General features: G+C 61.2%; 20 protein-coding genes. 13 read left to right on the plus strand and 7 right to left on the minus strand.

Annotated features, from left to right (window positions below):
* Window position 1 precedes the first annotated feature (1 nt).
* Window positions 2-232 (minus strand): DUF2093 domain-containing protein, encoded by a 231-nt coding sequence (locus J5274_RS07935; RefSeq protein WP_142824119.1) that lies wholly within the window; start codon window positions 230-232, stop codon window positions 2-4.
* 60 nt (window positions 233-292) lie between these two features.
* Entirely contained in the window at window positions 293-2,107 is a 1,815-nt protein-coding gene (gene mutL / locus J5274_RS07940; RefSeq protein ID WP_219274904.1) for a DNA mismatch repair endonuclease MutL, read from the minus strand.
* 333 nt (window positions 2,108-2,440) lie between these two features.
* On the opposite strand from mutL, the gene J5274_RS07945 reads away from it, so the two are divergent.
* The 3 genes from J5274_RS07945 to J5274_RS07955 all read left to right on the plus strand — a co-directional run bounded on the left by J5274_RS07945 (window position 2,441) and on the right by J5274_RS07955 (window position 7,821).
* On the plus strand, window positions 2,441-4,177 hold the full coding sequence (locus tag J5274_RS07945) for a response regulator (RefSeq protein ID WP_219274905.1): 1,737 nt from the start codon (window positions 2,441-2,443) through the stop codon (window positions 4,175-4,177).
* A 111-nt stretch (window positions 4,178-4,288) separates the two neighbouring features.
* Complete coding sequence (locus tag J5274_RS07950) at window positions 4,289-5,644, plus strand: bifunctional diguanylate cyclase/phosphodiesterase (RefSeq protein ID WP_142824122.1); 1,356 nt, start codon at window positions 4,289-4,291, stop codon at window positions 5,642-5,644.
* Window positions 5,645-5,775: 131 nt separating this feature from the next.
* Window positions 5,776-7,821, plus strand: a complete 2,046-nt coding sequence (locus J5274_RS07955; protein WP_219274906.1) for an NADH:flavin oxidoreductase — start codon at window positions 5,776-5,778, stop codon at window positions 7,819-7,821.
* Window positions 7,822-7,893: 72 nt separating this feature from the next.
* Here the strand turns inward: J5274_RS07955 and J5274_RS07960 are convergent, their stop codons facing one another.
* The 5 genes from J5274_RS07960 to J5274_RS07980 all read right to left on the minus strand — a co-directional run bounded on the left by J5274_RS07960 (window position 7,894) and on the right by J5274_RS07980 (window position 11,968).
* Entirely contained in the window at window positions 7,894-8,451 is a 558-nt protein-coding gene (locus J5274_RS07960; RefSeq protein WP_142824124.1) for a PRC-barrel domain-containing protein, read from the minus strand.
* Between the two features lie 278 nt (window positions 8,452-8,729).
* On the minus strand, window positions 8,730-9,617 hold the full coding sequence (locus J5274_RS07965) for an SMP-30/gluconolactonase/LRE family protein (protein ID WP_142824125.1): 888 nt from the start codon (window positions 9,615-9,617) through the stop codon (window positions 8,730-8,732).
* Between the two features lie 4 nt (window positions 9,618-9,621).
* Complete coding sequence (locus J5274_RS07970; RefSeq protein WP_142824126.1) at window positions 9,622-10,254, minus strand: 2-dehydro-3-deoxy-6-phosphogalactonate aldolase; 633 nt, start codon at window positions 10,252-10,254, stop codon at window positions 9,622-9,624.
* On the minus strand, window positions 10,251-11,180 hold the full coding sequence (locus tag J5274_RS07975; RefSeq protein WP_142824127.1) for a 2-dehydro-3-deoxygalactonokinase: 930 nt from the start codon (window positions 11,178-11,180) through the stop codon (window positions 10,251-10,253). Before J5274_RS07975 ends, J5274_RS07970 begins: the two co-directional genes overlap by 4 nt.
* The gene (locus J5274_RS07980) at window positions 11,180-11,968 is read right to left on the minus strand and encodes an SDR family NAD(P)-dependent oxidoreductase (RefSeq protein WP_219274907.1); all 789 of its coding nucleotides are present in this window, start codon (window positions 11,966-11,968) and stop codon (window positions 11,180-11,182) included. The genes J5274_RS07975 and J5274_RS07980 overlap by 1 nt, the downstream gene beginning before the upstream one ends.
* Before the next feature lie 110 nt (window positions 11,969-12,078).
* Between J5274_RS07980 and J5274_RS07985 the strand changes: the two genes are divergently transcribed.
* The 10 genes from J5274_RS07985 (at window position 12,079) to J5274_RS08030 (ending at window position 22,357) form a co-directional block, all read left to right on the plus strand.
* Window positions 12,079-12,876, plus strand: a complete 798-nt coding sequence (locus J5274_RS07985) for an IclR family transcriptional regulator (RefSeq protein WP_219274908.1) — start codon at window positions 12,079-12,081, stop codon at window positions 12,874-12,876.
* A 206-nt stretch (window positions 12,877-13,082) separates the two neighbouring features.
* A complete protein-coding gene (locus J5274_RS07990; RefSeq protein WP_142824129.1) occupies window positions 13,083-13,817 on the plus strand; it encodes a LuxR family transcriptional regulator in 735 nt (244 codons plus the stop codon).
* A 376-nt stretch (window positions 13,818-14,193) separates the two neighbouring features.
* Window positions 14,194-15,369 (plus strand): Mrp/NBP35 family ATP-binding protein, encoded by a 1,176-nt coding sequence (locus J5274_RS07995; protein ID WP_219274909.1) that lies wholly within the window; start codon window positions 14,194-14,196, stop codon window positions 15,367-15,369.
* A 416-nt stretch (window positions 15,370-15,785) separates the two neighbouring features.
* Window positions 15,786-16,763: a magnesium/cobalt transporter CorA gene (gene corA / locus J5274_RS08000; RefSeq protein ID WP_142824131.1), complete on the plus strand. Its 978-nt coding sequence runs from the start codon at window positions 15,786-15,788 to the stop codon at window positions 16,761-16,763.
* Between the two features lie 53 nt (window positions 16,764-16,816).
* On the plus strand, window positions 16,817-18,682 hold the full coding sequence (locus J5274_RS08005) for a potassium transporter Kup (protein WP_374113737.1): 1,866 nt from the start codon (window positions 16,817-16,819) through the stop codon (window positions 18,680-18,682).
* Between the two features lie 96 nt (window positions 18,683-18,778).
* Window positions 18,779-19,960, plus strand: a complete 1,182-nt coding sequence (locus J5274_RS08010; RefSeq protein WP_224128236.1) for a cell wall hydrolase — start codon at window positions 18,779-18,781, stop codon at window positions 19,958-19,960.
* Between the two features lie 266 nt (window positions 19,961-20,226).
* A complete protein-coding gene (locus J5274_RS08015; protein ID WP_142824132.1) occupies window positions 20,227-20,571 on the plus strand; it encodes an AtpZ/AtpI family protein in 345 nt (114 codons plus the stop codon).
* An 80-nt stretch (window positions 20,572-20,651) separates the two neighbouring features.
* Window positions 20,652-21,404, plus strand: coding sequence for a F0F1 ATP synthase subunit A (locus J5274_RS08020; protein WP_111217911.1), 753 nt, complete (start codon window positions 20,652-20,654; stop codon window positions 21,402-21,404).
* Window positions 21,405-21,472: 68 nt separating this feature from the next.
* The gene (locus J5274_RS08025) at window positions 21,473-21,700 is read left to right on the plus strand and encodes a F0F1 ATP synthase subunit C (RefSeq protein WP_111217634.1); all 228 of its coding nucleotides are present in this window, start codon (window positions 21,473-21,475) and stop codon (window positions 21,698-21,700) included.
* Window positions 21,701-21,775: 75 nt separating this feature from the next.
* A complete protein-coding gene (locus J5274_RS08030) occupies window positions 21,776-22,357 on the plus strand; it encodes a F0F1 ATP synthase subunit B (RefSeq protein WP_142824133.1) in 582 nt (193 codons plus the stop codon).
* The last annotated feature ends 1 nt before the right edge of the window (window position 22,358 follow it).

The following is a 22,358-nucleotide window of genomic DNA, read 5'->3' on the forward strand; positions in this document are numbered from 1 at the left end:
GCTAGCGACGCTGGTTGGGCAGGATACCGGCGCGCTTGTCGGCCTCAAACGAGGCGATGGCGTCGGCATAGGGTTCCTGGCGGGCAACGCTCCAGTAGCGGAGTTCGTCAAGCGGAATGCGCTGTCCGGTCATGGCGCAGATCACATGGGAGCCGGGCGCCAGCAGCTGGAAGTCGCCGTCGAGATAGCGCACCTTGGCTTCGCGGTTTCCGCTTCCCTCTAAAAGGTTCATTTCCGTCGTTCTCCTGCCATCGCCTGCCTTAGCGCGGCGGCGGGCATATTTCCAGCTTTTTCAGCTCCGGCCGAACAGCCGCTCGATATCGCTGAGCTTAAGCTCGATATAGGTCGGTCGCCCGTGGTTGCATTGGCCGGATCCGGGCGTTGCTTCCATCTGCCGCAACAGCGCGTTCATCTCCTCCGGGCGCAGTTGCCGTCCGGAACGCACCGAGCCATGACAGGCCATGGTCGCCGCGACATATTCCAGCTTTGCGCCCAGCAGCGATGACGTATCCCATTCGGCAATCTCGTCGGCGAGCTGGCGGATCATTCCCTGCGCATCGACCTCGCCCAGCATCGCCGGCGTTTCGCGCACTGCGATTGCTCCCGGTCCGAAGCGCTCGATGGCAAGTCCCAGATTGCCGAGGCTTTCGGCATGCACCATCAGCCGGTCGCAGTCCTCTTCCGGCAAGTCAATGATTTCGGGGATCAGCAGCACTTGAGACGGCATGCGCCTGGAATGCAGTGCCTTGCGCATTTCCTCGAAGACAAGCCGCTCATGGGCCGCATGCTGGTCGACGATGACCAGCCCGTCTTCCGTCTGGGCGACTATGTAGTTCGCATGGATCTGCGCCCGAGCCGCGCCGAGGCGGTGCTGTGGCTGCGGTGCATCCCGCTGGAGGCCGGCATGGCCTCTGTCTACGCGCGCCGCCGGGGCCGATAGGTCGTCGAATGTTGCCTGCGCCGGCTCGCCGAAGCCGCCTGTCACCAACGTTGCATCGTATGGGCGCGATGGCGAAGTCTGTGGTGACCACGGTGTCGAAGGCGGGGAGGGGCGCCACGCCGCCTGGGCGCCGCCCCGGAAGGAGCGCAGCATGCCGTCGGCACCGGTGGTTGCGGCCCGGTCGCCATCGCGCGACAACGCCTCGCGAATGGACCCGACGATCAGTCCGCGCACGAGGCCGGGATCGCGGAACCGCACATCGGATTTCGCCGGGTGGACGTTGACGTCGACAAGCGCCGGATCGATGCTGATCGACAGCACCGCCACCGGATAGCGCCCGGACGGAATTGTCTCGGCATAGGCGCCCCGGATCGCCGAGAGGATCTGCTTGTCCTGCACCGGTCGGCCATTGACGAAGGCGTACTGATGCGCCGCGTTGCCACGATTGAAGGTCGGTAAACCGGCATAGCCCTTCAGACCGACGTCCTCGCGCTCGGCATCCAGCGCAATGGCATTGTGCTTGAAGTCCTCGCCGAGCACCTGAGCCATGCGCGCCAGCCTGTCGTCGCCGGTTGCGGCAAACTCCAGCGTCGAGCGGTCGGACCCCGAGAGCACGAAGCGCACATGCGGAAAAGCGATGGCCATCCGCTTCACGACTTCGGTGATAGCTGCTGCCTCGGCACGTTCCGTCTTCAGGAATTTCAGGCGGGCGGGTGTTGCGAAAAAAAGGTCGCGGACCTCGACGATGGTACCGGGATTGGCGGCTGCCGGCCGCAGGTGCAGCAGCCTGCCGCCGGCAACGGCGATTTCGGCACCGTCCGCGCCATCCGCCCTGCGGCTCGAAATCGACAAGCGCGCCACCGAGCCGATCGAGGGCAGCGCCTCGCCGCGAAAGCCGAGGGTGCGGATGTTGTCGAGCGTATCCGATATCTTCGAGGTGCAGTGTCGGCGCACGGCAAGTTCGAGATCGTCCCGGTCCATGCCGCTGCCGTTGTCGCTGACCCGCAGCAGTGCCTTGCCGCCACCGGCAGTTGCGATCTCGATACGCGTTGCACCGGCATCCAGTGCGTTTTCGATGAGTTCCTTGACCGCACTCGACGGCCGCTCGATGACTTCGCCGGCGGCGATCTGGTTGACCAGGGTTTCGGAAAGCTGCTTGATGTTCATGGCAGCATTTTCCCGGATTCTTGACCCCGTGGAAAGGAGAAACTGTCCGCTCGGGGCGCCGTCCACCTTATTCCGCGACGCAACATGTTCGCTGCACCATTAATCGGACCTTAATACTAAAAAGGCAGATTTCCGTTATTGTTTGAAATGATTGCAGGCGGTGCATCGCACCTGATCTCGGCGCGTGATGGCCAGCTGGAAACCGTCACATATACTGGCCGGCATCCGTCTGTTTCAAACAGCTTGCCAGCATGCTTACCGCAATTCGGCGCCGGCCAGACCGTGCCCGCCTGAGGGCCTCTCAGTGATCGATGCCATAGGGGAATCGGACGAATGACTGCCGAGTTTGAGAAGGCAGTGCTCTCCGTCAATGACGATGCGCCTGCCGATGGCACGCTGCAGACGGCGCTTTTCGATGCGATTTGCGAGGGGCTGCAGTCCGCATTCTTCGTCTACGATAAAAACGACACGCTGCTCTTTGCCAGCCGCCAGGTTCTGAATTTCTACCCGATTTCCGAGCACCTGTTGCGGCCGCAAACTCGACTGCGCGACTTCCTCGGTGCCGTCTTCGACACCGGTATCCGCCAGCGCGACATTGCCGGCAAGCGACCCGTTCCGAGCAGCCGCGAGGACTGGCTGTCTCAGACGATCGCCACCCACTGGCGCGAACGGTACGAATTCACCGAGCGCCATGGCGCCGATCGCTGGGTACGCTTTACCAAGCGCCGGCTCTCCAGCGGCTACGGTGTCTGCATCATCACCGATATTTCCGAGACCCGTAAACGCGAGGAGCAGTGGCGGGCGGACCTCGAGCGCGTTCAGCTCACCGAGGATATCCTCGACAACCTGCCCTTTCCGCTGTTCGTCAAGGACAGGGACCTGACCTACGTCGCCGTCAACAAGGCGCTCTGCGACAAATATCAGAAGTCCGCCGACGAGATCCTCGGGCGCAAGAGCAGCGACCTGTTTTCCACCGATGTCGCCCAGCGGTTCGGCGAAAGCGACCAGCACGTGATCGACACCGGTGACCTGTCGATTTCACGCCAGCGGCAGATCGACCGCAGCGGCATGGAGCGGGACATCGTCACGCGCAAGCTCCGGATCGGCAAGCCCGGCCGCTATTTTCTCGTCGCCACGATGCAGGATTTGCCGACCGACGGCGCCGATTTCGACGAGTTCGGCCTTGCGTCCGCCATCACCGAATCCGGTGACCGCAGCTATCGGCGGGCCTATGTCCCGGTCGAGACCTTGCAGGCAGCCCTGCACAGACTGCCCGCCATGGAAACGTTCACCCCTGAAACGTTCAACGGTCAGAAGATACTCCTCGTTACCAACGATCTTGCGGCTGAATCGACAGCCCTGAAGATGCTTGCCAAATACGGGTTTGAGGCCTGCGTGGTGCGCAGTGAGGGCGAGGAGGCGGCATTTCTCGATTTTGCAAGCTCGCTCGGTGTTCGCATCGATCTGGTCGTCATCGACAACCAGATCGGCGTGCGCGGCATGGAACTGGCCGAACGCCAGAATATCCCGGCCCTCTGTCTCGACGGCGCGCAACTCGCCAACGAATTGACCTTCCGGATTGCCCGGTATTTCAACCGCAACATGCGCGGCCAGAGGCTCGCGCCGAAACATCCCGATGAAAAGATCTGGCCGATCTCGATCAGCACGGAAGACAACAGCTGCGAGATCCTGGTCGCTGAAGACAATGCCATCAACAAGATCGTCTTTTCGCAGATCCTCGAAGGTCTCGGCTATAGCTACAAGATCGCTTCCACCGGCGATGAGGCGGTGAGGATGTGGACCGAATACCGTCCCCAGCTGATGCTGATGGACATCACGCTGCCCGGTCTCAACGGGTTCGAGGCAACCAGGCTGATCCGGCAGGTGGAAGCAGGTTCGGCCAGTCGAACGCCGATCGTCGGCGTCCTGACCCAGGCGCTCGACCAGGATCGCGATGCATGCTTTGCATCCGGCATGGACGACGTCATCCTGAAACCCGTGAGCCCCGACATGCTGCAACTGGTGTTCCTCAAGCATCTCGGCAACGCACAGGCCCGCGAAACTGCTTAGCGACAAGCGCGCGCAGCCTCTCCCGCCCGGTCTCGCCAGGGCGGCGCTATCCATTTTTTAAGACTTAGCCGGCATTCTGCCTCATGGGTGGGAGACGTGTCGGAATTGCAGATGAAATCACCGGATTTGCCGCCCTTGCCCGTTAGCCAGACTGAGCTGCAGGCCATGGCATATACCGATCCGTTGACCGGGTTGGGCAATCGGTATCGCATGCGCGACCGCGTACGGCTGCTCGCGGAAGAGCGTGCCAGCGATCCTGCGCCCTTTACAATCGCCATTGCCAACCTGGATGCCTTCAAGCCGATCAACGACTTGTTCGGCGCAGAAGCCGGCGACGAAATCCTCTGCCAGGTCGCCCACCGTCTCAAGGCATGCATTCCTGATGGCGCAACCGTGACCCGTCACGATGGCGACGAATTCGCCTTCGTCCTGCCGCTGGTGTTCGAGCGTGTCGGCGGCGAGAAATTCGGCCAGATGATTCGCGAGGTGCTTTCCGCGCCCTACGACCTCGGCGACCGCAATGTCCGACTCTCGGCGTCCTTCGGTCTTGCCATACACCCCTTTGCCGGCGACAACTTCGATGCCCTGCTGAAAAGCGCAGAGACCGCCCTTTACCGGTCGAAGCGTCGGGGTCGCGGCCAGATCACGGTCTATTCGAATGAAATCGCCGAAGAGATGAAGCGGGCGACGCAGCTGGAGCAGGCCCTGCGAAACGCCATAATCTCCGACGCCATCGATGTTCACTTCCAGCCGATCGTTTCGCTCGCCAACGACACCGTGGTCGGCTTCGAAGCGCTCGCCCGCTGGAGCGATCCGGATCTCGGCTTCGTTTCTCCGGCCGTCTTTGTGCCGCTGGCCGAGGAACGCGGCTTTATCGATGCTCTCTCCGAGACCTTGCTGCGCAAGGCTGCGGAGGCAGCACTCGCCTGGCCGCGCGAATTGTTCCTGTCGTTCAACCTGTCGTCGGCGCAGCTGATGGATCCGGGAACCAGCAGCAGCGTGCTGGCAATTCTTGCGCGCGTCGGCTTCGATCCACGACGGCTCGAGCTGGAAATCACCGAGACCGCAGTCATGACATCGGCCGAGACCGCCCACCAGATCATCACCGACCTGCGCGCCGCCGGCGTCCGCATCTCGCTCGACGATTTCGGCACGGGTCAATCCAGCCTTGGCCGGCTGCGCGAGTTCATTTTTGACAAGGTCAAGATTGATCGCGCCTTCGTCTCGCGCATCAACAGCGACCGCGCATCCGAACATATCATCAAGGCCATTCTCGCCATGTGCGAAGGGCTGGACCTCGAGGTGGTGGCCGAAGGCATCGAGGATAGCGACGAGGCCGAAAAGCTGCGCTCCCTCGGTTGCGGCATGGGGCAGGGCTATTTCTACGGCAGGCCCGTCGATGGCGCCTCCACGCTACGTTATCTGCACGAACGCTATTACGCTCTGAGCGATCACGCCAACGCCTGACACTCCAGGGCGTCTGTTTCGATCGCGCCGCTGCGCGACCATCGCGCGCCGCCGATAGGCCTCGCATTCTGCATCCAGCTCGGCAATGATGTCTGTCATGACGAACCCTTGGCATGCAGAGAACACATATCATGGCCGAAACGACTGACCCCCTGCTGCAGCCCTATCAGCTAAAGCATCTGACGCTCAAAAACCGCATCATGTCGACGGCCCATGAGCCGGCCTATTCCGAAGGTGGAATGCCGACCGACCGCTATCGCCTGTACCACCGCGAAAAAGCCAAGGGCGGTATCGCGCTGACGATGACCGCGGGCTCTGCCGTGGTCTCGCCCGACTCGCCGCCGGCATTCGGCAACCTGCACGCCTACAAGGACGAAATCGTTCCGTGGCTGAAGGCGCTCACCGACGACTGTCATGAGTTCGGGGCAGCTGTTATGATCCAGCTGACCCATCTCGGCCGGCGTACCGGCTGGAACAAGGGCGCCTGGCTGCCTGTGCTGGCGCCTTCGGCGATCCGCGAGCCCGCCCATCGCGCCTTCCCTAAGGAAGCCGAAATCTGGGATATCGAGCGCATCGTCGCCGATTATGCGGCTGCGGCGGTGCGGATGCAGGCCTCCGGTCTCGATGGTATTGAGCTCGAGGCCTATGGCCATCTCATGGACGGCTTCTGGTCACCGGCCACCAACCACCGCGACGACGCGTTCGGCGGATCTCTCGAAAACCGCATGCGTTTTTCGACTATGGTCACGGAAGCGGTCCGCAAGGCCGTCGGGCCTGACTTCATCGTCGGCATCCGCCTGGTGGCCGACGAAGACTGGGAGAAGGGACTGTCCCGCGAGGAAGGCGTGGCCATCGCCAAGATGCTTGCCAGCGGCGGCCAGATCGATTTCCTGAACATCATCCGCGGCCATATAGACAGCGATGCTGCGTTGAACGAAGTCATCCCGATCCAGGGCATGCGCGCTTCGCCGCATCTCGATTTTGCCGGTGATATCAGGGCGGCTACCAAGTTCCCGGTGTTCCACGCTGCCCGCATCGCCGATGTCGCCACGGCCCGCCATGCGATCGCCGAGGGTAAGCTCGATATGGTCGGAATGACGCGGGCCCACATCGCCGATCCGCATATCGTCAACAGGATCATGGCCGGCGAGGAAGCCCGCATCCGCCCCTGCGTCGGCGCCACCTACTGTCTCGACCGCATCTACGAAGGGGGCGAGGCGCTGTGCATCCACAACGCTGCCACCAGCCGCGAGGCAGAGATCGGCCATGACATTGCGAAAGCCGAAATTGCCCGCAAGGCCGTCGTCATCGGCGCCGGACCGGCCGGCCTCGAGGCGGCGCGCGTTCTGGCCGAACGCGGGCATCATGTCGACGTCCTCGAGGCAAGCGGGCAGGCGGGTGGGCAGATCAATCTCCTTGTCCGCAATTCCAGACGCAAGGAAATGATCGGCATCGTTGACTGGAGGCTGCAGGAGCTGGAGCGTCTCGGCGTCATGATCCACTACGACACCTATGCCTCGGCAGACGAGGTGCTGCCGTTTGCTCCGGACCTTGTGGTTGTCGCCACCGGTGGCATCGCCCAGTCGCCGGAGCTGGAGGCCGGTGACGAGCTGGTGACCTCGAGCTGGGATATTCTCGCCGGTGCCGTCAAGCCGGAGGGCAGCGTGCTGTTGTTCGACGACAATGGCGGCCATCCCGGCATGTCGGCTGCAGAAGTTATTGCCACCGCCGGCGCAGACCTCGAGCTGGTCTCGCCGGAGCGGTTCTTTGCGCCGGAGATGGGCGGCATGAACCACGTTCCCTACGCCAGGGTCTTCGCCGAGAAGAACGTCCGAGTGACGATCAACACGCGCCTCAAATCGGTGCGGCGTGAGGGCAACGGCCTTGTGGCCGTGCTGGGGTCGGATTACTCGGAAAAGAGCCGGATGGAGCGCCGCGTGTCGCAGGTGGTGGTCGAACACGGGACCATGGCCAATGCCGAGCTTTACGAAGAACTCAAGCCCTTGTCGCGAAACCTCGGAGCAGTGGATTACGGTTCGCTGATCGCACGCTCGCAGCCCTTGCGGACGAGCAATCCCGAGGGCAGCTTCGACCTGATCCGCATTGGCGACGCAGTCTCCAGCCGCAACGTCCACGCCGCAATCTATGACGCTCTGCGATACTGTTCGCTGCTATGACGTCGCATAGCAAAACGGCGACGTTTTCACGCCGCCGCCGATAATCTACGTCTGTTATAACCCGCCGTCAGGTTACTTGGTGGTCGTGGAACCGTCAGCCGGAGCAGTCGTCCCGCCAGCCGGAGCCGTTGTCGCCGGTGTCGAAGACGACGATTCGGAGGACTGCATTGCAAGTGTCTTGAATTCCGGAGCCGACTTCAGCGTGTCGGCCGACTCGGATGTCGTCAGCTTGACGGTACCGTCGGTGTTCTGGGCGATGGAAATGTTGCTGATCGGAACTGCAACGTTCTTGGCGCCGATACCCAGGAACCCGCCGACGCCGACCACGGCCGCAACGATGCCGCCGTTCTTTTGCATGATGAGGTCGCTCACCTTGCCGATGCTTTCATTGGCACCATTGTAGACTGACTGACCGATATAGGTGTTGGCGCTGACCTGATCTGGCGACTGCTGGGTGATATAGGAACCCGTGGAAGTTGCAGCCGGCGCGTCTGTCGACGGTGCCGTTGCCATCGGTGTCGTGGTTGTCGAAGGTGTCGTTGAAGTCTGCGCGAAGGCGACTGGAGCAAAGACGGAGGCAGCTGCAAAGATAGCGCCGGTAGCGACAGTGGTCATAAACTTGGTATTCATCGTCAATCTTCCTTTCGAGTGGATCGGTTGACCCCCGACATGGGCGGCGCCTGTCTCAGGCTCACCATCATCATGCCGGTTCGTATAGGAAATGGACGAATCTACGCTTTGTTCCTCGAAAAAACGGATGAAATTGGTCTTTTGCGATGATCCTCAAGAAAGGCCGGAATGGCGCTAACTGACGCAAAACGTATGGCTGCGGGGCTTTCTCACCACGTGCAAAAGGCGCCGGACAGTCGCCGACGCCTTTCGAATTCCCGCAAATTAGTCGCGATATATTAGAGAATGTAAGCCGGGTCGAAGACGCCCTTGACCGTGATCCCGAGCTCCATGAGGGCACCAGCCTGCGGTTGTGTCGCCCGCGCCTCGTCATCGAGCCCTTCCCAGGCGGTCGTCACCACGAGGCGGTCCGCATTGGGGCCGACGAAGGCCGGGCAGGAGGGCTGCATGGCAGGTACGCGGTGGCGCTCGATGCGCAGGCCATCCGGGCTGTAGCGATCGACGAAGCCCGATCCCCAGCGAGAGTTCCAGATGTAGCCGTCGGCATCGCAGACCGAACCGTCGATGCCGCCGATATCCGCCGAGCTGTCGACCAGCACCGTCGGCTCGCCGATGGGCAGGCCGGTCGCGGGGTCGACGAGGACACGCATCAGCCGGCTGATCCTCGTGTCGGTGTAATAGCCGAACGATCCATCCGGCGAGAAGCAGATGGAATTCGGGATGCTGATGCCGTCGAAGATCTTCGTCACCTTGCCGGCGGCGACGTGATAGATGGCGCCGGCCTGCATTTCCGCCCGCTTGCCCATGGTACCGATCCACAGCGCCCCCGAGATATGCGTCCGGCCGTCGTTGGAGCGGTTTTCCGGCTTGTCCGCTTCGAGCGGCAGGTAGAAGGTGAGGGCGCCGGTGGCGATGTCGCGGATGAACAGACCCTGTTCCGTCGCCAGCAGTTGCCTGTCCGCGTCGATACGCGCCAGCACGCTTGCCATCATCGGCAACTCGTGGACTTTCTTCCGGCCGCTTCCGAGCTGCAACTCATGCAGTTCCTTGCCGAGAATGTTGAACCACCAGACAGTATCGGTCGCCGGATCGTAAGTCGGGCCTTCCCCGAGCACCGATGCGGTGTCGCAGAGGATGTTGCCCTGGAATTCGTGAATGTCCGTCATGCCGTCACGCTCCTATTGCTGCATCATAGGCAGAGATGGTGACGCGCGCGCGCTCTGCAACATCGGCGGCGGTCATTCCGGGCTTGTAGAGGCTGGTGCCGAGACCGAAGGCGAGGATACCAACCTTGGTATAATCGGCGAAATTCTGGTCGGAAACGCCGCCGACGGCAGCGATCGTCAGTTCCGGTGGCAGGATGGCGCGGATACCGGTGATACCGGAAGCGCCGAGCACGCCGGCCGGGAAGAACTTGAGGCCGGTAGCGCCGGCGCGGGCGGCCGAAAGGGCCTCCGTTGCGGTGAAGCAGCCGGGCATGGTCACCATGCCGAGGTCGCGACCACGGCTGATGACTGCAGGCTCGACATTCGGCGTTACCAGCAGCTTGCCGCCGACAGCATCGAGCCTGTCGACGTTCTCGACATCCAGCACGGTGCCGGCGCCGATGAGGCAATCGGCCGGTGCCATCTTGGCGGCCATTTCGATGGAGCGAAATGCATCCGGCGAATTCAGCGGAATTTCGATGGCCGTCATGCCGGCTTCGATCAGCGCGCCGACGATGGCTTGCGTTTCCTCAGGCTTGATGCCGCGCAGAATGGCGATCAGCGGACGTTTCATCGGCGGGAAAGGGATACGGGTCATACGGCTGTTCTCTCATCGTTTGGCCAGATTGCCTTGGCGGCAGCGGAAAGCCCGCGGCGGACGGCGGCATCGGCGTCGATTGTCTGGTAGGATATAGATAAGGATTTGAAGGCGGTTTCATAGAGCGATTGCAGGCCGCCCGAGGCGACCAGCGTGATTGTCGCACCGTCGCCGGCAGAGGACAGGGCGCCGGCGATCTCGGCGCCGATCAGTGTTCCGGAAATCCAGGCCTTGGCGCCGGCCGGCGAAAGCCCGTGCAACAGCTGCCCGGAGCGGGCACCGAACAGAAGGCTGGTCGCCATTGTCGGCTGCCTGAAAATCGCGCCCACCGCAGCCTCGAACGCTGCGGTATCGGGTTCGCCGGCACCGGCGATAGCCTGCGCCAGAATGCTGTGCTTGCTGATGACGTCGAACAGTTCGCCGGTCATGAATGTCGAGAAGCCGGAAACCGTGCCATCGACGACGCGGACCCATTTCGAATGGGTGCCGGGCATGCAGACAATCTGCTCGCCGCGGCTCTCACCGGAAAGCGCTCCCAGCAATTGCGTCTCTTCGCCACGAATAACGTCGGGCGCCTCCTGCAAGCGTTGGGCGAGGCCCGGAAGAATGCGGATGTCGCGTTCCTGCCCGGGCACGGACACTGCTCCGGTGAGGATCGCCGAGAGCGAGGTCGGCGTGTCGATATAGCCGGCCTCGACCCAGCCCTGCCGGGCACCGGCCATGCCGCAGATAATCACGGGCACGTCGGCCGGAACCGAGAGGCTGTCGAGATGCGCCTGCAGGACGCCGGCAAAGCCGAGGCTGGCTGCGGTCGTCATGCCTTCGCCGCTCCGACGCTCACCGAGAATGTTGCCATCCGTCCCGATCAGCCACAGTCGAAAGCTGCTGGTGCCCCAATCGACAGCCACATAGGCTGGTCTTTCCATCAGAAAACGCCTCCGTCAACGATAATGGACTGCGCCGTGATGCCGGCTGCGAGGTCCGATGCAAGGAAAAGACAGGGACCGACGAGGTCCTCTGCCGTGAGAACATGTTTAAGGCACTGGCGGTCGACCATCCTGGCGATGCTTTCGTCGGTCAGCCACAATTCCTTCTGGCGCTCGGTGACGATCATGCCGGGCAGGATCGCGTTGACCCGGATGTCCTCCGGCCCCAGTCGGCCAGCCATGCTTTTGGTCAGGCCGATGATGCCGGCTTTGGCAGTCGCGTAGATCGGCACGTCGGGCATGTTGAGCATGAAGGCGATCGACGAGAAATTAACAATCGCGCCACCGCCACCAGCCCGCATCAGCGGCGCGACGGCCTGTGACACGAAGAACATCTGCTTCAGGTTGATGGCTTGGCTGTCGTCCCAATCCGCCTCCGATGCCGTATCGAACTGATGCCGACCGTCCCATCCGGCATTGTTGACCAGCACCCGGATCGCATCGAAGTCGGATTCAATGGCGGCAACGGTGCTCTTGATGGACGATACGTCGCGCAGGTCTGCATGGTAGTAGGAGACAGGATGCGCCGAGCTGTTCGAGATCCGCGCGGCCAGCGCCCGGCTCGCGGTTTCGGCAATGTCGATAAATGCAACCCGTGCGCCCTGCATCGCGAAACCTTCAACCAGTGCTGCCCCGATGCCGGAGCCTCCGCCGGTAATGAGGACGGCCTTGTCTTTGAGATCGGCAATTTGCGCAGACGGTGTCTTCAAAATATCCTCCTGTCGCATTGAATTCCATTATTCGGAACTCAATTTGACTATTCGGAATTATCCGACTAGCGTCCAGCTGTGTCAACCGGCGATGCATCCATTTCGTCGCCCTTCGTAAAGGCAAGAGCATGGCGGGGAGCGAGCGAGCGACGACAGCAGACACCGGCACGCTGGGCAAGGTCATGGCGTTGCTGGACATCATTGCCCTGTCGGACACGCCGATGCGCTTCACCGATATCCTGGAGATTTCCGGACAGCCGAGGGGCACGCTGCACCGGCAACTCGGCCATATGGTGCGCGAAGGCCTGCTGGAGGTGGACAGGGATGGGCGATATCGCCCGGGCCTGCGCCTTCTCACCTTCGCAGCCCGCAGCTGGGCCGGAAACGATATCAGGCGGATCGCCGAGCCGCATCTCGCTTTGCTCCACGACGAGACAAGCGAGACCGTCCACTTCGGCATTCTGCAGGATCTGCAGGTAATCTACCTCGACAAGGTCGAAGGCCGCCAGTCCGTGCGCATGTATTCGCATATCGGCAATGCTGCACCCGCCTATTGCACCGGCGTCGGCAAGGCCGCGCTCTCGACGCTGGGCGATGCCGAGCTCCATGCCCGGGCCGCGCGGATGGAATTCGTGGCTTTCACGCCGCGTACGCACCTGACGGAGGCGACGCTGCTCGGAGAGATCAGCGATATTCGGCTGCGGGGCTACGCTCTGGATAGGGAAGAACATGAAGCCGGCATATGCTGCGTTGCCGCCGCTATCCCGCCGGTTAGCGCGCGTCCGCCGTCAGGTATCTCGGTTACAGGGCCGGCCTATCGTGTCACCGAGGATAGGTTGCGCCAATGGGCGCCGCTGGTGCAGGCGGCAGCGATGTCGATCTCTGCCGATATCGAAATTCGCCTCGGTCCGCGCGCGAAGTTCTAGGCGATAGCATCAGGTGGTCCCGGCAACCGGCAATAGAACCGTGACTGGGGACAAAGATATGGTGCTACTCTTTTACTTGGATTTTGTAGTTGAGTAATTGCCTCATCTTGGCCATGTTGACGCGCCGCTTGCTGGCGCATGTTTTCGAACGCGCCGGCTTGGGAAATCGTGATTTCGTTTCGATTTTGCGTGTAGAAGATAGTATCATGGGGCTCATGGATCAGGCGGTACTCAGCTCGCACGATTTCGTTTCTGAAATTGCGGGCCTGAAAACACAGTTCGACGTCTTCAGATTCTTGAAGCGTGTCGCCGACGCCTATCGTTGCCGGACATTCTTGGTCCTGAACCTGCCGCCGACCACCTCTTTCGCATTGCAGAGCAACACAGTCGTTACCAACTGGCCCCCGGAACTCCTCACGCTCTACGACCAAGAGCGTCTCCTGGTGAACAGCACGGTGATGCGTCACCTGCGCAATTCCACCCTGCCGTTTTGTTTCGACTCGTCGAGCCCCGATATGGAGCGCGACGATGGAAAGACGAAAACGATTGTCGGGCTGCTGGAGCGGTTTCGCATTCCGCGCGGTGCGTATTTTCCAACGCACGATGCCTCCGGTCTTCGTGGCGCAGTTTCCTTTTCAGGCGAGCGTGAAGCCTTTACGCCCCACGAAATGCGCGATCTCAGCTATATTGCCATTCATATCTTCGAGCAGCTCGGCACGATCCGCAACATCGATACACGCCTGACGGACCCGCTGACCGACCGCGAGATCGACTGTCTGACCTGGACGGCAGCCGGCAAGACCAGTGCCGAGATCGCCGAAATTCTCGGGCTGTCCGAGCACACGGTCAATCACTATCTCAACCGCACGACCAAAAAGCTCGACACTGTCAACCGCACCCAGGCGGTGGCAAAGGCGTTGCGCATCGGCATCATCAAGTGAAAGTATCTGCGTAATATTTATGCAGTGATTTACTGGTCGCCTAAGAAAATGGCTCTGCTCCGGCTGAATTTCTTCTTACACCGTTCCGGGCTTCGTCCTGCGACCCTTGAAATCAATGCATTTTTTGTTTGATCACAAACTGGCACGCTTTCTGCATCATCACTTTCAGGTCCAGAGGGGACTTTCATAACAGCGCCGGTCAACGGGCGCGGATGATACAGGCCGCTGTCGACAACGTGATGCTCCTCCCAGCACCGTTCGAGACAGCGGCCTTCATATTTCGGGATCTTGAAACTCTTGTAAAATCAGCACTGCCTCTTGGCAGATGCGCATGAAGGTCTATGACTGGATTGATAAAAGCAGGGAGTTTTGCCGCATGGCCGACGTTACGAAGGAACAGGTTCTCGAAACGCTGAAGACCGTTCACGGGCCAGACACCGAAAAGAACATCGTCGAACTAGGCATGGTCTCGGACATCTTCATTTCTGATGCAAAGGTCTATTTCTCTATCACCGTTCCTGCTGACCAGGCGACCGAGCTGGAGCCGCTGCGCCTGGTAGCAGAGCGTGCCGTCAAGGAAATGCCTGGCGCCAAGGGCGCTCTGGTGACGCTGACTGCCGACAAGAAGGCTGGATCTGCACCCCCGAGGCCGACACCCCCAAAGCCGGGCCCGGCCCCAGCTCCCCATAGCCATGGTCATTCCCACGCGCAGCCGGCAAAGGCTGCATCGCCTCCGTCGCGCGGCGCAAAGATCGGCGTACCCGGCATCGGAGCCATCATCGCTGTCGCATCCGGCAAGGGCGGCGTCGGCAAGTCGACCACTGCGGTCAATCTGGCTCTGGCGCTGCTTGCTAACGGTTTGCGCGTCGGCGTGCTCGATGCCGATATCTACGGTCCGTCCATGCCACGGCTCCTGAAACTCTCCGGTCGCCCCCAGCAGATCGAAAACCGCATTATTGTGCCTATGGAGAATTACGGCCTGAAGGTCATGTCGATGGGCTTCCTGGTAGAAGAGGAAACCGCGATGATCTGGCGCGGGCCGATGGTACAATCGGCCCTGATGCAGATGCTGCGCGAGGTCGCCTGGGGCGAGCTAGATGTGCTCGTCGTCGACATGCCGCCGGGCACTGGCGATGCTCAGCTGACGATGGCCCAGCAGGTGCCGCTCGCCGGCGCCGTCATCGTCTCGACGCCGCAGGACCTGGCGCTGATCGATGCCCGCAAGGGCCTCAACATGTTCCGCAAGGTCGAGGTGCCGGTGCTCGGGATTGTCGAGAACATGAGCTATTTCATCGCCCCCGACACAGGCGCACGCTACGATATCTTCGGTCACGGCGGCGCCCGGCTGGAGGCGGAGCGCATCGGCGTTCCGTTCCTCGGCGAGGTGCCGCTGACGATCAACATCCGCGAGACATCCGATGCCGGTACACCTCTTGTGGTCTCCGAGCCGGACGGGGTGATTGCCGGCGTCTATCGCGACATCGCCACCAAGGTGTGGGCGCAGGTGACCGGCCAGCCTCTGCGCGCCGCGCCGGCAATCGTCTTCGAATAGAATGCACGTGCCCTATGGTGCCGCCGCATTGCCTTGTCGGCACCATGTGCTACCCATGCCGTCGCGCCGTTTCTGCGGTCAAAGCGCACGGGAAAAGGGGTTGGACTTGATTCTTTGTCCGCGATGCTGCATATGCGCCGCCGATGCGATGGTCGCCGGATATGCCTTGGGGCAGCGAGCGGCTTGTTGGAAACTTCGGTTCGTGGCCGCGTAAGGGAATTGTGCGCCGCCCGCGGAATTGGTACTGCAACGCAGTGGAGCATGGATACGCCTTCCCGACAGGATCGGCAGAACGCGTCCCGGAGTTTTATGAAATTTTCAGAGATTTCGTCCCTCGGATCGCAGTCGTCGCGCATGCAGCGCCATGACGTCGGCTGTCTGCTGCGCCGTTTCCGGTCCATGGCGGGAGTAGGCCATTGATCACTGCCTACCGTTCCAACTGCAAATCGGTGCCGCGCGCCGATATCGTTGCCGCCAGCACCATCTCGGACGACATCGTCTGGATCGATCTGGTCGACCCGACCCGCGAGGAAGAAGACAAGCTCGAGGCGCTGCTCGGCATCCAGGTGCCGACCCGTGACGATCTGAAGGATATCGAGCCATCGAGCCGCCTCTACAACGAGAACGGCGCCGTCTTCCTGACCGCATCCCTGGTATGGAAAGCCGATTCCGAGCTGCCGAGCCTGACCGACGTCGGCTTCATCCTCGTCGGCAACAGGCTGGTGACGATCCGCTATGCCAATCCGAAATCCTTTGCCCTGTTCATAGCAGCACTGCACCGGATCCCGGAAGACATGCGCAGCGGCGCAGCCTTGCTCGCCAAGCTGATGGAAACCATCGTCGATCGTACCGCCGAGATCCTCGAGCAGGCCGTGTCGCGGATCGATGTGTTGTCGACCCACGTGTTCGGCGACAAGGCGCGGAAAGTCCGCCGTCCTTCGAACTATCTCGAGGAAAAGCTGCGCGACGTCGCCGGCCACCACCGTCTGGTGAGCAAGTCGCGCGATAGCTTGATGTCGCTGTCCCGGCTTCTTACCTTCATGCATACGATCCCGGCCGTCCAGCAGGATCGCGAGACAAAGGATCTCTGTCGCAACGTGACGCGGGATGTCCAGTCTCTCTCGGAACATGCGTCTTTCATTGCCGGCAATATCACCTTTCTGCTGGATGCCTCGCTCGGGTTGATCAATATCGAGCAGAATTCCATCATCAAGATATTCTCGATTGCTTCCGTCGTGTTCCTGCCGCCGACGCTGGTTGCGTCTGTCTACGGTATGAATTTCGAACATATGCCCGAGTTGCACTCGACGTTCGGGTATCCTGCATCCCTCGTGTTGATGGTGGTCTCGGCCGTCGTCCCGTTCTTCTTTTTTCGTTGGAAAGGCTGGCTCTGAGAGCCTAGTGGTCCCGAATGTCTCACGAAATCGATCATTCTCCTGACAGGAAGATGAGCCTGCGCAAACTCTTCTACCTGACGCTCGGCTCCGTCGGCGTCGTCTATGGCGACATTGGCACGAGCCCGCTCTATGCCTTTCGCGAGGCACTGAAGCCGGTTGCCGCCGACGGCCTGACGCGCGGCGAGGTCATCAGCCTCGTGTCGCTGATGTTCTGGGCGCTCACCATCATCGTCACCTTCAAGTATGTCCTTTTCCTGCTGCGCGCCGATAACGACGGCGAAGGCGGCACACTCTCGTTGCTGGCGCTGCTGCTGAAAACCGCCAATGGCCATACCGCCGTGCTGATGTTCCTGGGGCTGAGCGGCGCCGCGCTCTTCCTCGGCGATGCGATGATCACTCCGGCGCTGTCGGTTCTCTCGGCGGTCGAAGGCCTGAAGCTGGTGACGCCGCACTTCGGGCCCTACGTGGTGCCGATTGCCGTCGCCATCCTGGCGCTGCTGTTTGCCATCCAGTCGCATGGTACCGGCGCCGTCGCCCGCTATTTCGGACCGATTACCGCCGTCTGGTTCATCGTCATCGGCGTCGCCGGCCTGCTGCGTATTCCGGACGATTACGGCATCCTCAATGCCTTCAATCCCTGGTACGGCATCACCTTCCTGATGCATGAGGGCATTCTCGGCATCATCGTGCTCGGCGCCGTATTCCTGACCGTCACCGGTGCCGAAGCGCTTTACGCCGATCTCGGCCACTTCGGCCGCCGACCCATCCAGTGGGCCTGGTTTGCGCTTGTATTCCCGTCGCTGACGCTGAATTATCTCGGCCAGGGCGCCATGGTGCTGCGTGAGCCGCTCACCATGTCCGATCCATTCTTCCTGATGTTCCCGCACTGGGCGCTGCTGCCGGTCGTGTTCCTTGCGACCTGCGCCACGATCATCGCCAGCCAGGCGGTCATCACCGGGGCATTCTCGCTCACACGCCAGGCGATCCATCTCGGCTTCCTGCCGCGCATGGAGATCCTCTTCACCTCTGAGACCAACACCGGCCAGATCTTTCTGCCGTCGGTCAACACGCTGCTGTTCTTCGGCGTGATCTTCCTCGTGTTGAGCTTCCAGACCTCCGATTCGCTGTCGACCGCCTACGGGATCTCAGTGACGGGCGCGATGGTGGTGACCTCTGTCATGGCCTTCGAATTCGTCCGCGTCCGCTGGAACTGGTCGCTGCCACTGACCATCGTCGTGCTGATGCCGCTGTTCCTGCTCGAGATGGTTTTTCTCGGCGCCAACCTGCTGAAGATTCACGATGGCGGCTATATCCCGGTCATGATCGCCACCGCCTTCACGGTCGTCATGTGGACGTGGCGCCGCGGCACGGCGATCCTGATGGAGAAGACCCGTCATACCGATATTCCGCTGCCGTCCTTCGTCAGTTCCATCGAGCGCAAGAGCGACCACTCGCCAGCTTCCGTTCCGGGCACCGCCATCTTCCTGACCAGCGATCCCGAATCTGCGCCCGCAGCATTGCTCCACAACCTGAAGCACAACCACGTGCTGCACGAAAAGAACGTCATCCTGACCATTCGCACGGTCAACAAGCCAAGGGTCGCCAACAGCGACCGGTACACGGTGCAAAAGGTCTCCGAGCGGTTTTCACGCGTCGAGTTGCGCTTCGGCTTCATGGAATCGCAGAACGTTTCACAGGCGCTGGCAGCGTTGCGTAAATCCGGACTGAAGTTCGACATCATGTCGACCTCCTTCTATCTCGGACGCCGCAAGCTCGTGCCGGACGCAAAATCGGGCATGCCGCACTGGCAGGACCGCCTGTTTATCGCGCTCGCCAATGCCGCGACCGACCCGTCCGACTATTTCCGCCTGCCGGCCAACCGCGTCGTCGAACTCGGCTCGCACGTCATCATCTGATCGGCGGGGGATCTCGGCGAAATTAACCATCCATCAAGGTTAATAGGACATTATCTGCTAATGTTCCCGTCGGTGATGGAGTGGGTGTTGCGTCGCATGAGTTCGTACCAGGCCAAGCCTCGCCGGCAACCCAGAAACTGGCTTTCGCCCGCAGTCTTCGGCTGCTGCGCCTGGCTGATTTTCCCCTCCGTATCAGCGCAGGCCGACATTGCCGGGCTGCTCTCCGGCTCCGACGATTCGGGCAGCAACTGGCGCATGGTGCTGACGACGTCGCCGGCCGGCTCCATCCATCAGGCGGAGCTTGCCTTCGCCAATGCCGACGAAAGCGGCATCGAGGGTGGCGGCATGCTGTTGCCGGATGGGCGGCGTATTGCTTTCCAGTCCAAGGAAAAAGGCAGCGACCCGCGCCCGGACGAAGACCGCGTCCGCCGCCGCGACAAGAAGGGCAGGGTGACGGACGTCGTTCCCATGTCGCCGCCGAAAGATTTCACCGCCGGCTCCATCCTGCAGCGCACGACGCTGCTGTTCCACCCGGAACTCGACGTGCCCACCTCCGGTACGGGGGAGAAGACGGCGTTCGTCAAGGACGATATCGGCGACGCCGGCGTGCAGACAGCCTTCCTGTTTTCCAAGCAGGAGCCCCTGAAGGCCGATGGCGGTGTTCCGCCCATTCTCGCAAGCCTCGTCACCAATCCTGTCGCCGACAGTCTGGCGCTGGGCTATGCCGAGCCCGGGCCCGACTATGCCACCGTCTCGCCCTTCGACAGCATCCTGAGTAAGCAACCTGCCGACAGCGGCCGTTTCGTCCCGCAGATTGGCGCCAAGGACCATCTCTGGGCGGCAAGCGTGTTGCCTGCAGCCGTATTTTCACCGGACGAACAGCAGTGCCTTGCGACCGGCATCTATTTCGAGGCCCGTGGCGAATCGGTGAAGGGGCAGGCGGCCGTGGCGCAGGTCATTCTCAACCGCGTCCGTAACCCGGCCTATCCGAAAACCATCTGCGGCGTTGTCTACCAGAACGAGGACTGGACCAACGCCTGCCAGTTTTCCTTCGCCTGCGACAAGGTCAAGGACCGCGTCAATTCGCCCGTTCATTGGCAGATCGCCCGCCAGGTGGCGATGGCGGTGACGGCTGGCAAGATCTGGCTCCCGGAAGTCGGCTCGGCCACCCATTACCATGCAGTCTACGTCAAGCCGCGCTGGGCGGCCGAGATGGTCAAGGTCGGCCGCATCGGCATGCATCTCTTCTATCGGACCTATGGCGGCGGCTGGAGCTGACCGCCCGACCCCCGGGACGCGGCGCCCGCGGCAGCGGGTGCGACTTTCTGTCGTGATTTCGCAAAGCTCCCTTCAAGCGCATATAAGTCGATGATTTGCCTGCCTTTATTAATGGCGGGACATGTGCTTTCTACGTCTTGACTATGCTTTTCCATAAAACTATGTTCGCCCGAGTTCAAAACGGGCCGAAAGGTGGCTAAGCCTCCAGTTCGTTCTTAGGTTATCGGGGAAGGGTAGCGTTAAGGAACGGCAGCAGGGAGGGCGCCATGGTGGGGGATCAGGACGAAGGTCTTGAAAAGCGTAGGGCGCAATTGGGAGCCGAACTGGCAAACAAACGCGCTGCGACGGGGGAAGCCGAACGGGGGGAAGCTCGGGCTCAGGCCAGCCGCAAAGGCTATGCTCAAGCACTGAAACTCTCCAGCGAATTCGTTTCTGCCATCATTGTCGGCGCACTCATCGGCTACTTCTTGGACCGTCTGGCTGGCACCGGACCGTGGGGCATGATTATTTTCCTGCTCCTCGGGTTTTGTGCTGGTGTGCTGAATGTCTTGCGTATGGCCGGGAAGGTATCCACCCCAACGGTCGGCGACAGCAAGTCGGACAGGAAATAGGCAACAAGACTGCGCATCAGCGCATGTCTTCGAAGCATGGATATCCGCTGCTGAGGCGGGCAAGTGAGAGAGAACGCGCGGTGGCCAACGGTCCGATTCATCAATTCCAGATCAATAAGATCGTTCCGATCGAAATCGGCGGGCTGGATTTCTCATTCACCAATTCGTCGCTGTTCATGGTCGCATCGGTCGTTCTGGCTGGCGGATTTCTCTATTTCGCAACGGCGTCGCGCAGCCTGATCCCGGGCCGCGCCCAGTCCGTCGCCGAAATGTCCTACGAATTCATCGCCAATATCCTGCGTGAAGGTGCTGGCTCCGCCGGTATGAAATTCTTCCCGCTGGTCTTCACGCTGTTCATGTTCGTGCTGACCGCCAACCTGCTTGGCATGTTCCCCTATTTCTACACGGTAACAAGTCAGATTATCGTCACCTTCGCGTTGTCGATGCTGGTGATCGGCATTGTCGTGGTCTACGGCTTTTTCAAGCACGGCCTCGGCTTTCTGAAATTGTTTCTGCCGCAGGGCGTTCCCGCAGTGCTGCTGCCCCTTGTCATTTCGATCGAGGTTATCTCGTTCCTGGCCCGGCCGATCAGCCTTTCCGTCCGTTTGTTTGCCAACATGCTGGCTGGTCACATCACGCTCAAGGTGTTCGCAGGCTTCGTTGCCTCGCTTGGAGCCCTTGGCGCGCTCGGCATCGGTGGTGCCATCCTGCCTCTCATCATGACCGTCGCTCTGACGGCCCTCGAATTTCTCGTGGCATTCTTGCAGGCCTACGTATTTGCAGTGCTGACATGCATGTATCTGAACGATGCGCTGCATCCGGACGGCCACTGAGAAGTAAAGTCGTTGGTGCCGCGTGCACCAGTCAAAGCCAAAACCTATCAATCTAAGGAGTTTCTAACATGGACGCAGAAGCAGCAAAGTTCATCGGCGCCGGTATCGCTTGCATCGGCATGGGTGGCGCAGGCATCGGCCTCGGCACGATTTTCGGCAACTACCTGTCGGGCGCTCTTCGCAACCCGTCGGCTGCCGATGGCCAGTTCGGCCGTCTGATCTTCGGTTTCGCCGTTACGGAAGCTTTGGGCATCTTCTCGCTGCTCGTTGCTCTCCTCCTCCTCTTCGCCGTTTGATTTGTACGGTTTGATGGATCACGGCTTGCGGGAAGCGAGCCGTGATTCTTCGTATTTGCACCACTGGAGGTGAGCATGTTTGTGACTCCGGCTTATGCTGAAGAAGCCGCGCCGGCACCCGGCGAAGTGCACACGGAAACGGGTGTGGCCCCAGGCCATCACGCGTCTTTCCCGCCCTTTGACCCCAAGACATTTCCGTCTGCGCTGCTTTGGCTGGTGATTACATTCGCCATCTTCTACATCGTCATGCAGAAAGTCCTCGTGCCACGCGTTGGCGGGATCCTCGAGAGCCGGCACGCCCGGATCGCGCAGGATGTCGAGGAAGCCGCACGCCTGAAGGCCGAAGCCGACGCCGCTGTCGCGACCTATGAGCGCGAACTGGCAGAAGCCCGTGCCAAGTCCAATGCTATCGGTGCCGCAGCCCGCGCCGAAGCAAAGGCGAAGGCGGAAGCCGAACGCCGTGCCATCGAGGCAAGCCTGGCCGAAAAGATCAAGACCGCCGAAGCACGGATCGCCGAAATCAAGGCGAAGGCATTTGCCGACGTCGGCGCTGTTGCCGAAGAGGCTGCGTCATCCGTGGTCGAGCAGCTGATCGGTATGCCGGCTTCGCAGTCCGAGGTTGCCGCTGCTGTCGCCAACGTCAAGCAGGAGGCATAAG

Source organism: Rhizobium sp. L51/94 (assembly GCF_019355555.1).
Lineage (GTDB): Bacteria > Pseudomonadota > Alphaproteobacteria > Rhizobiales > Rhizobiaceae > Rhizobium > Rhizobium rhododendri.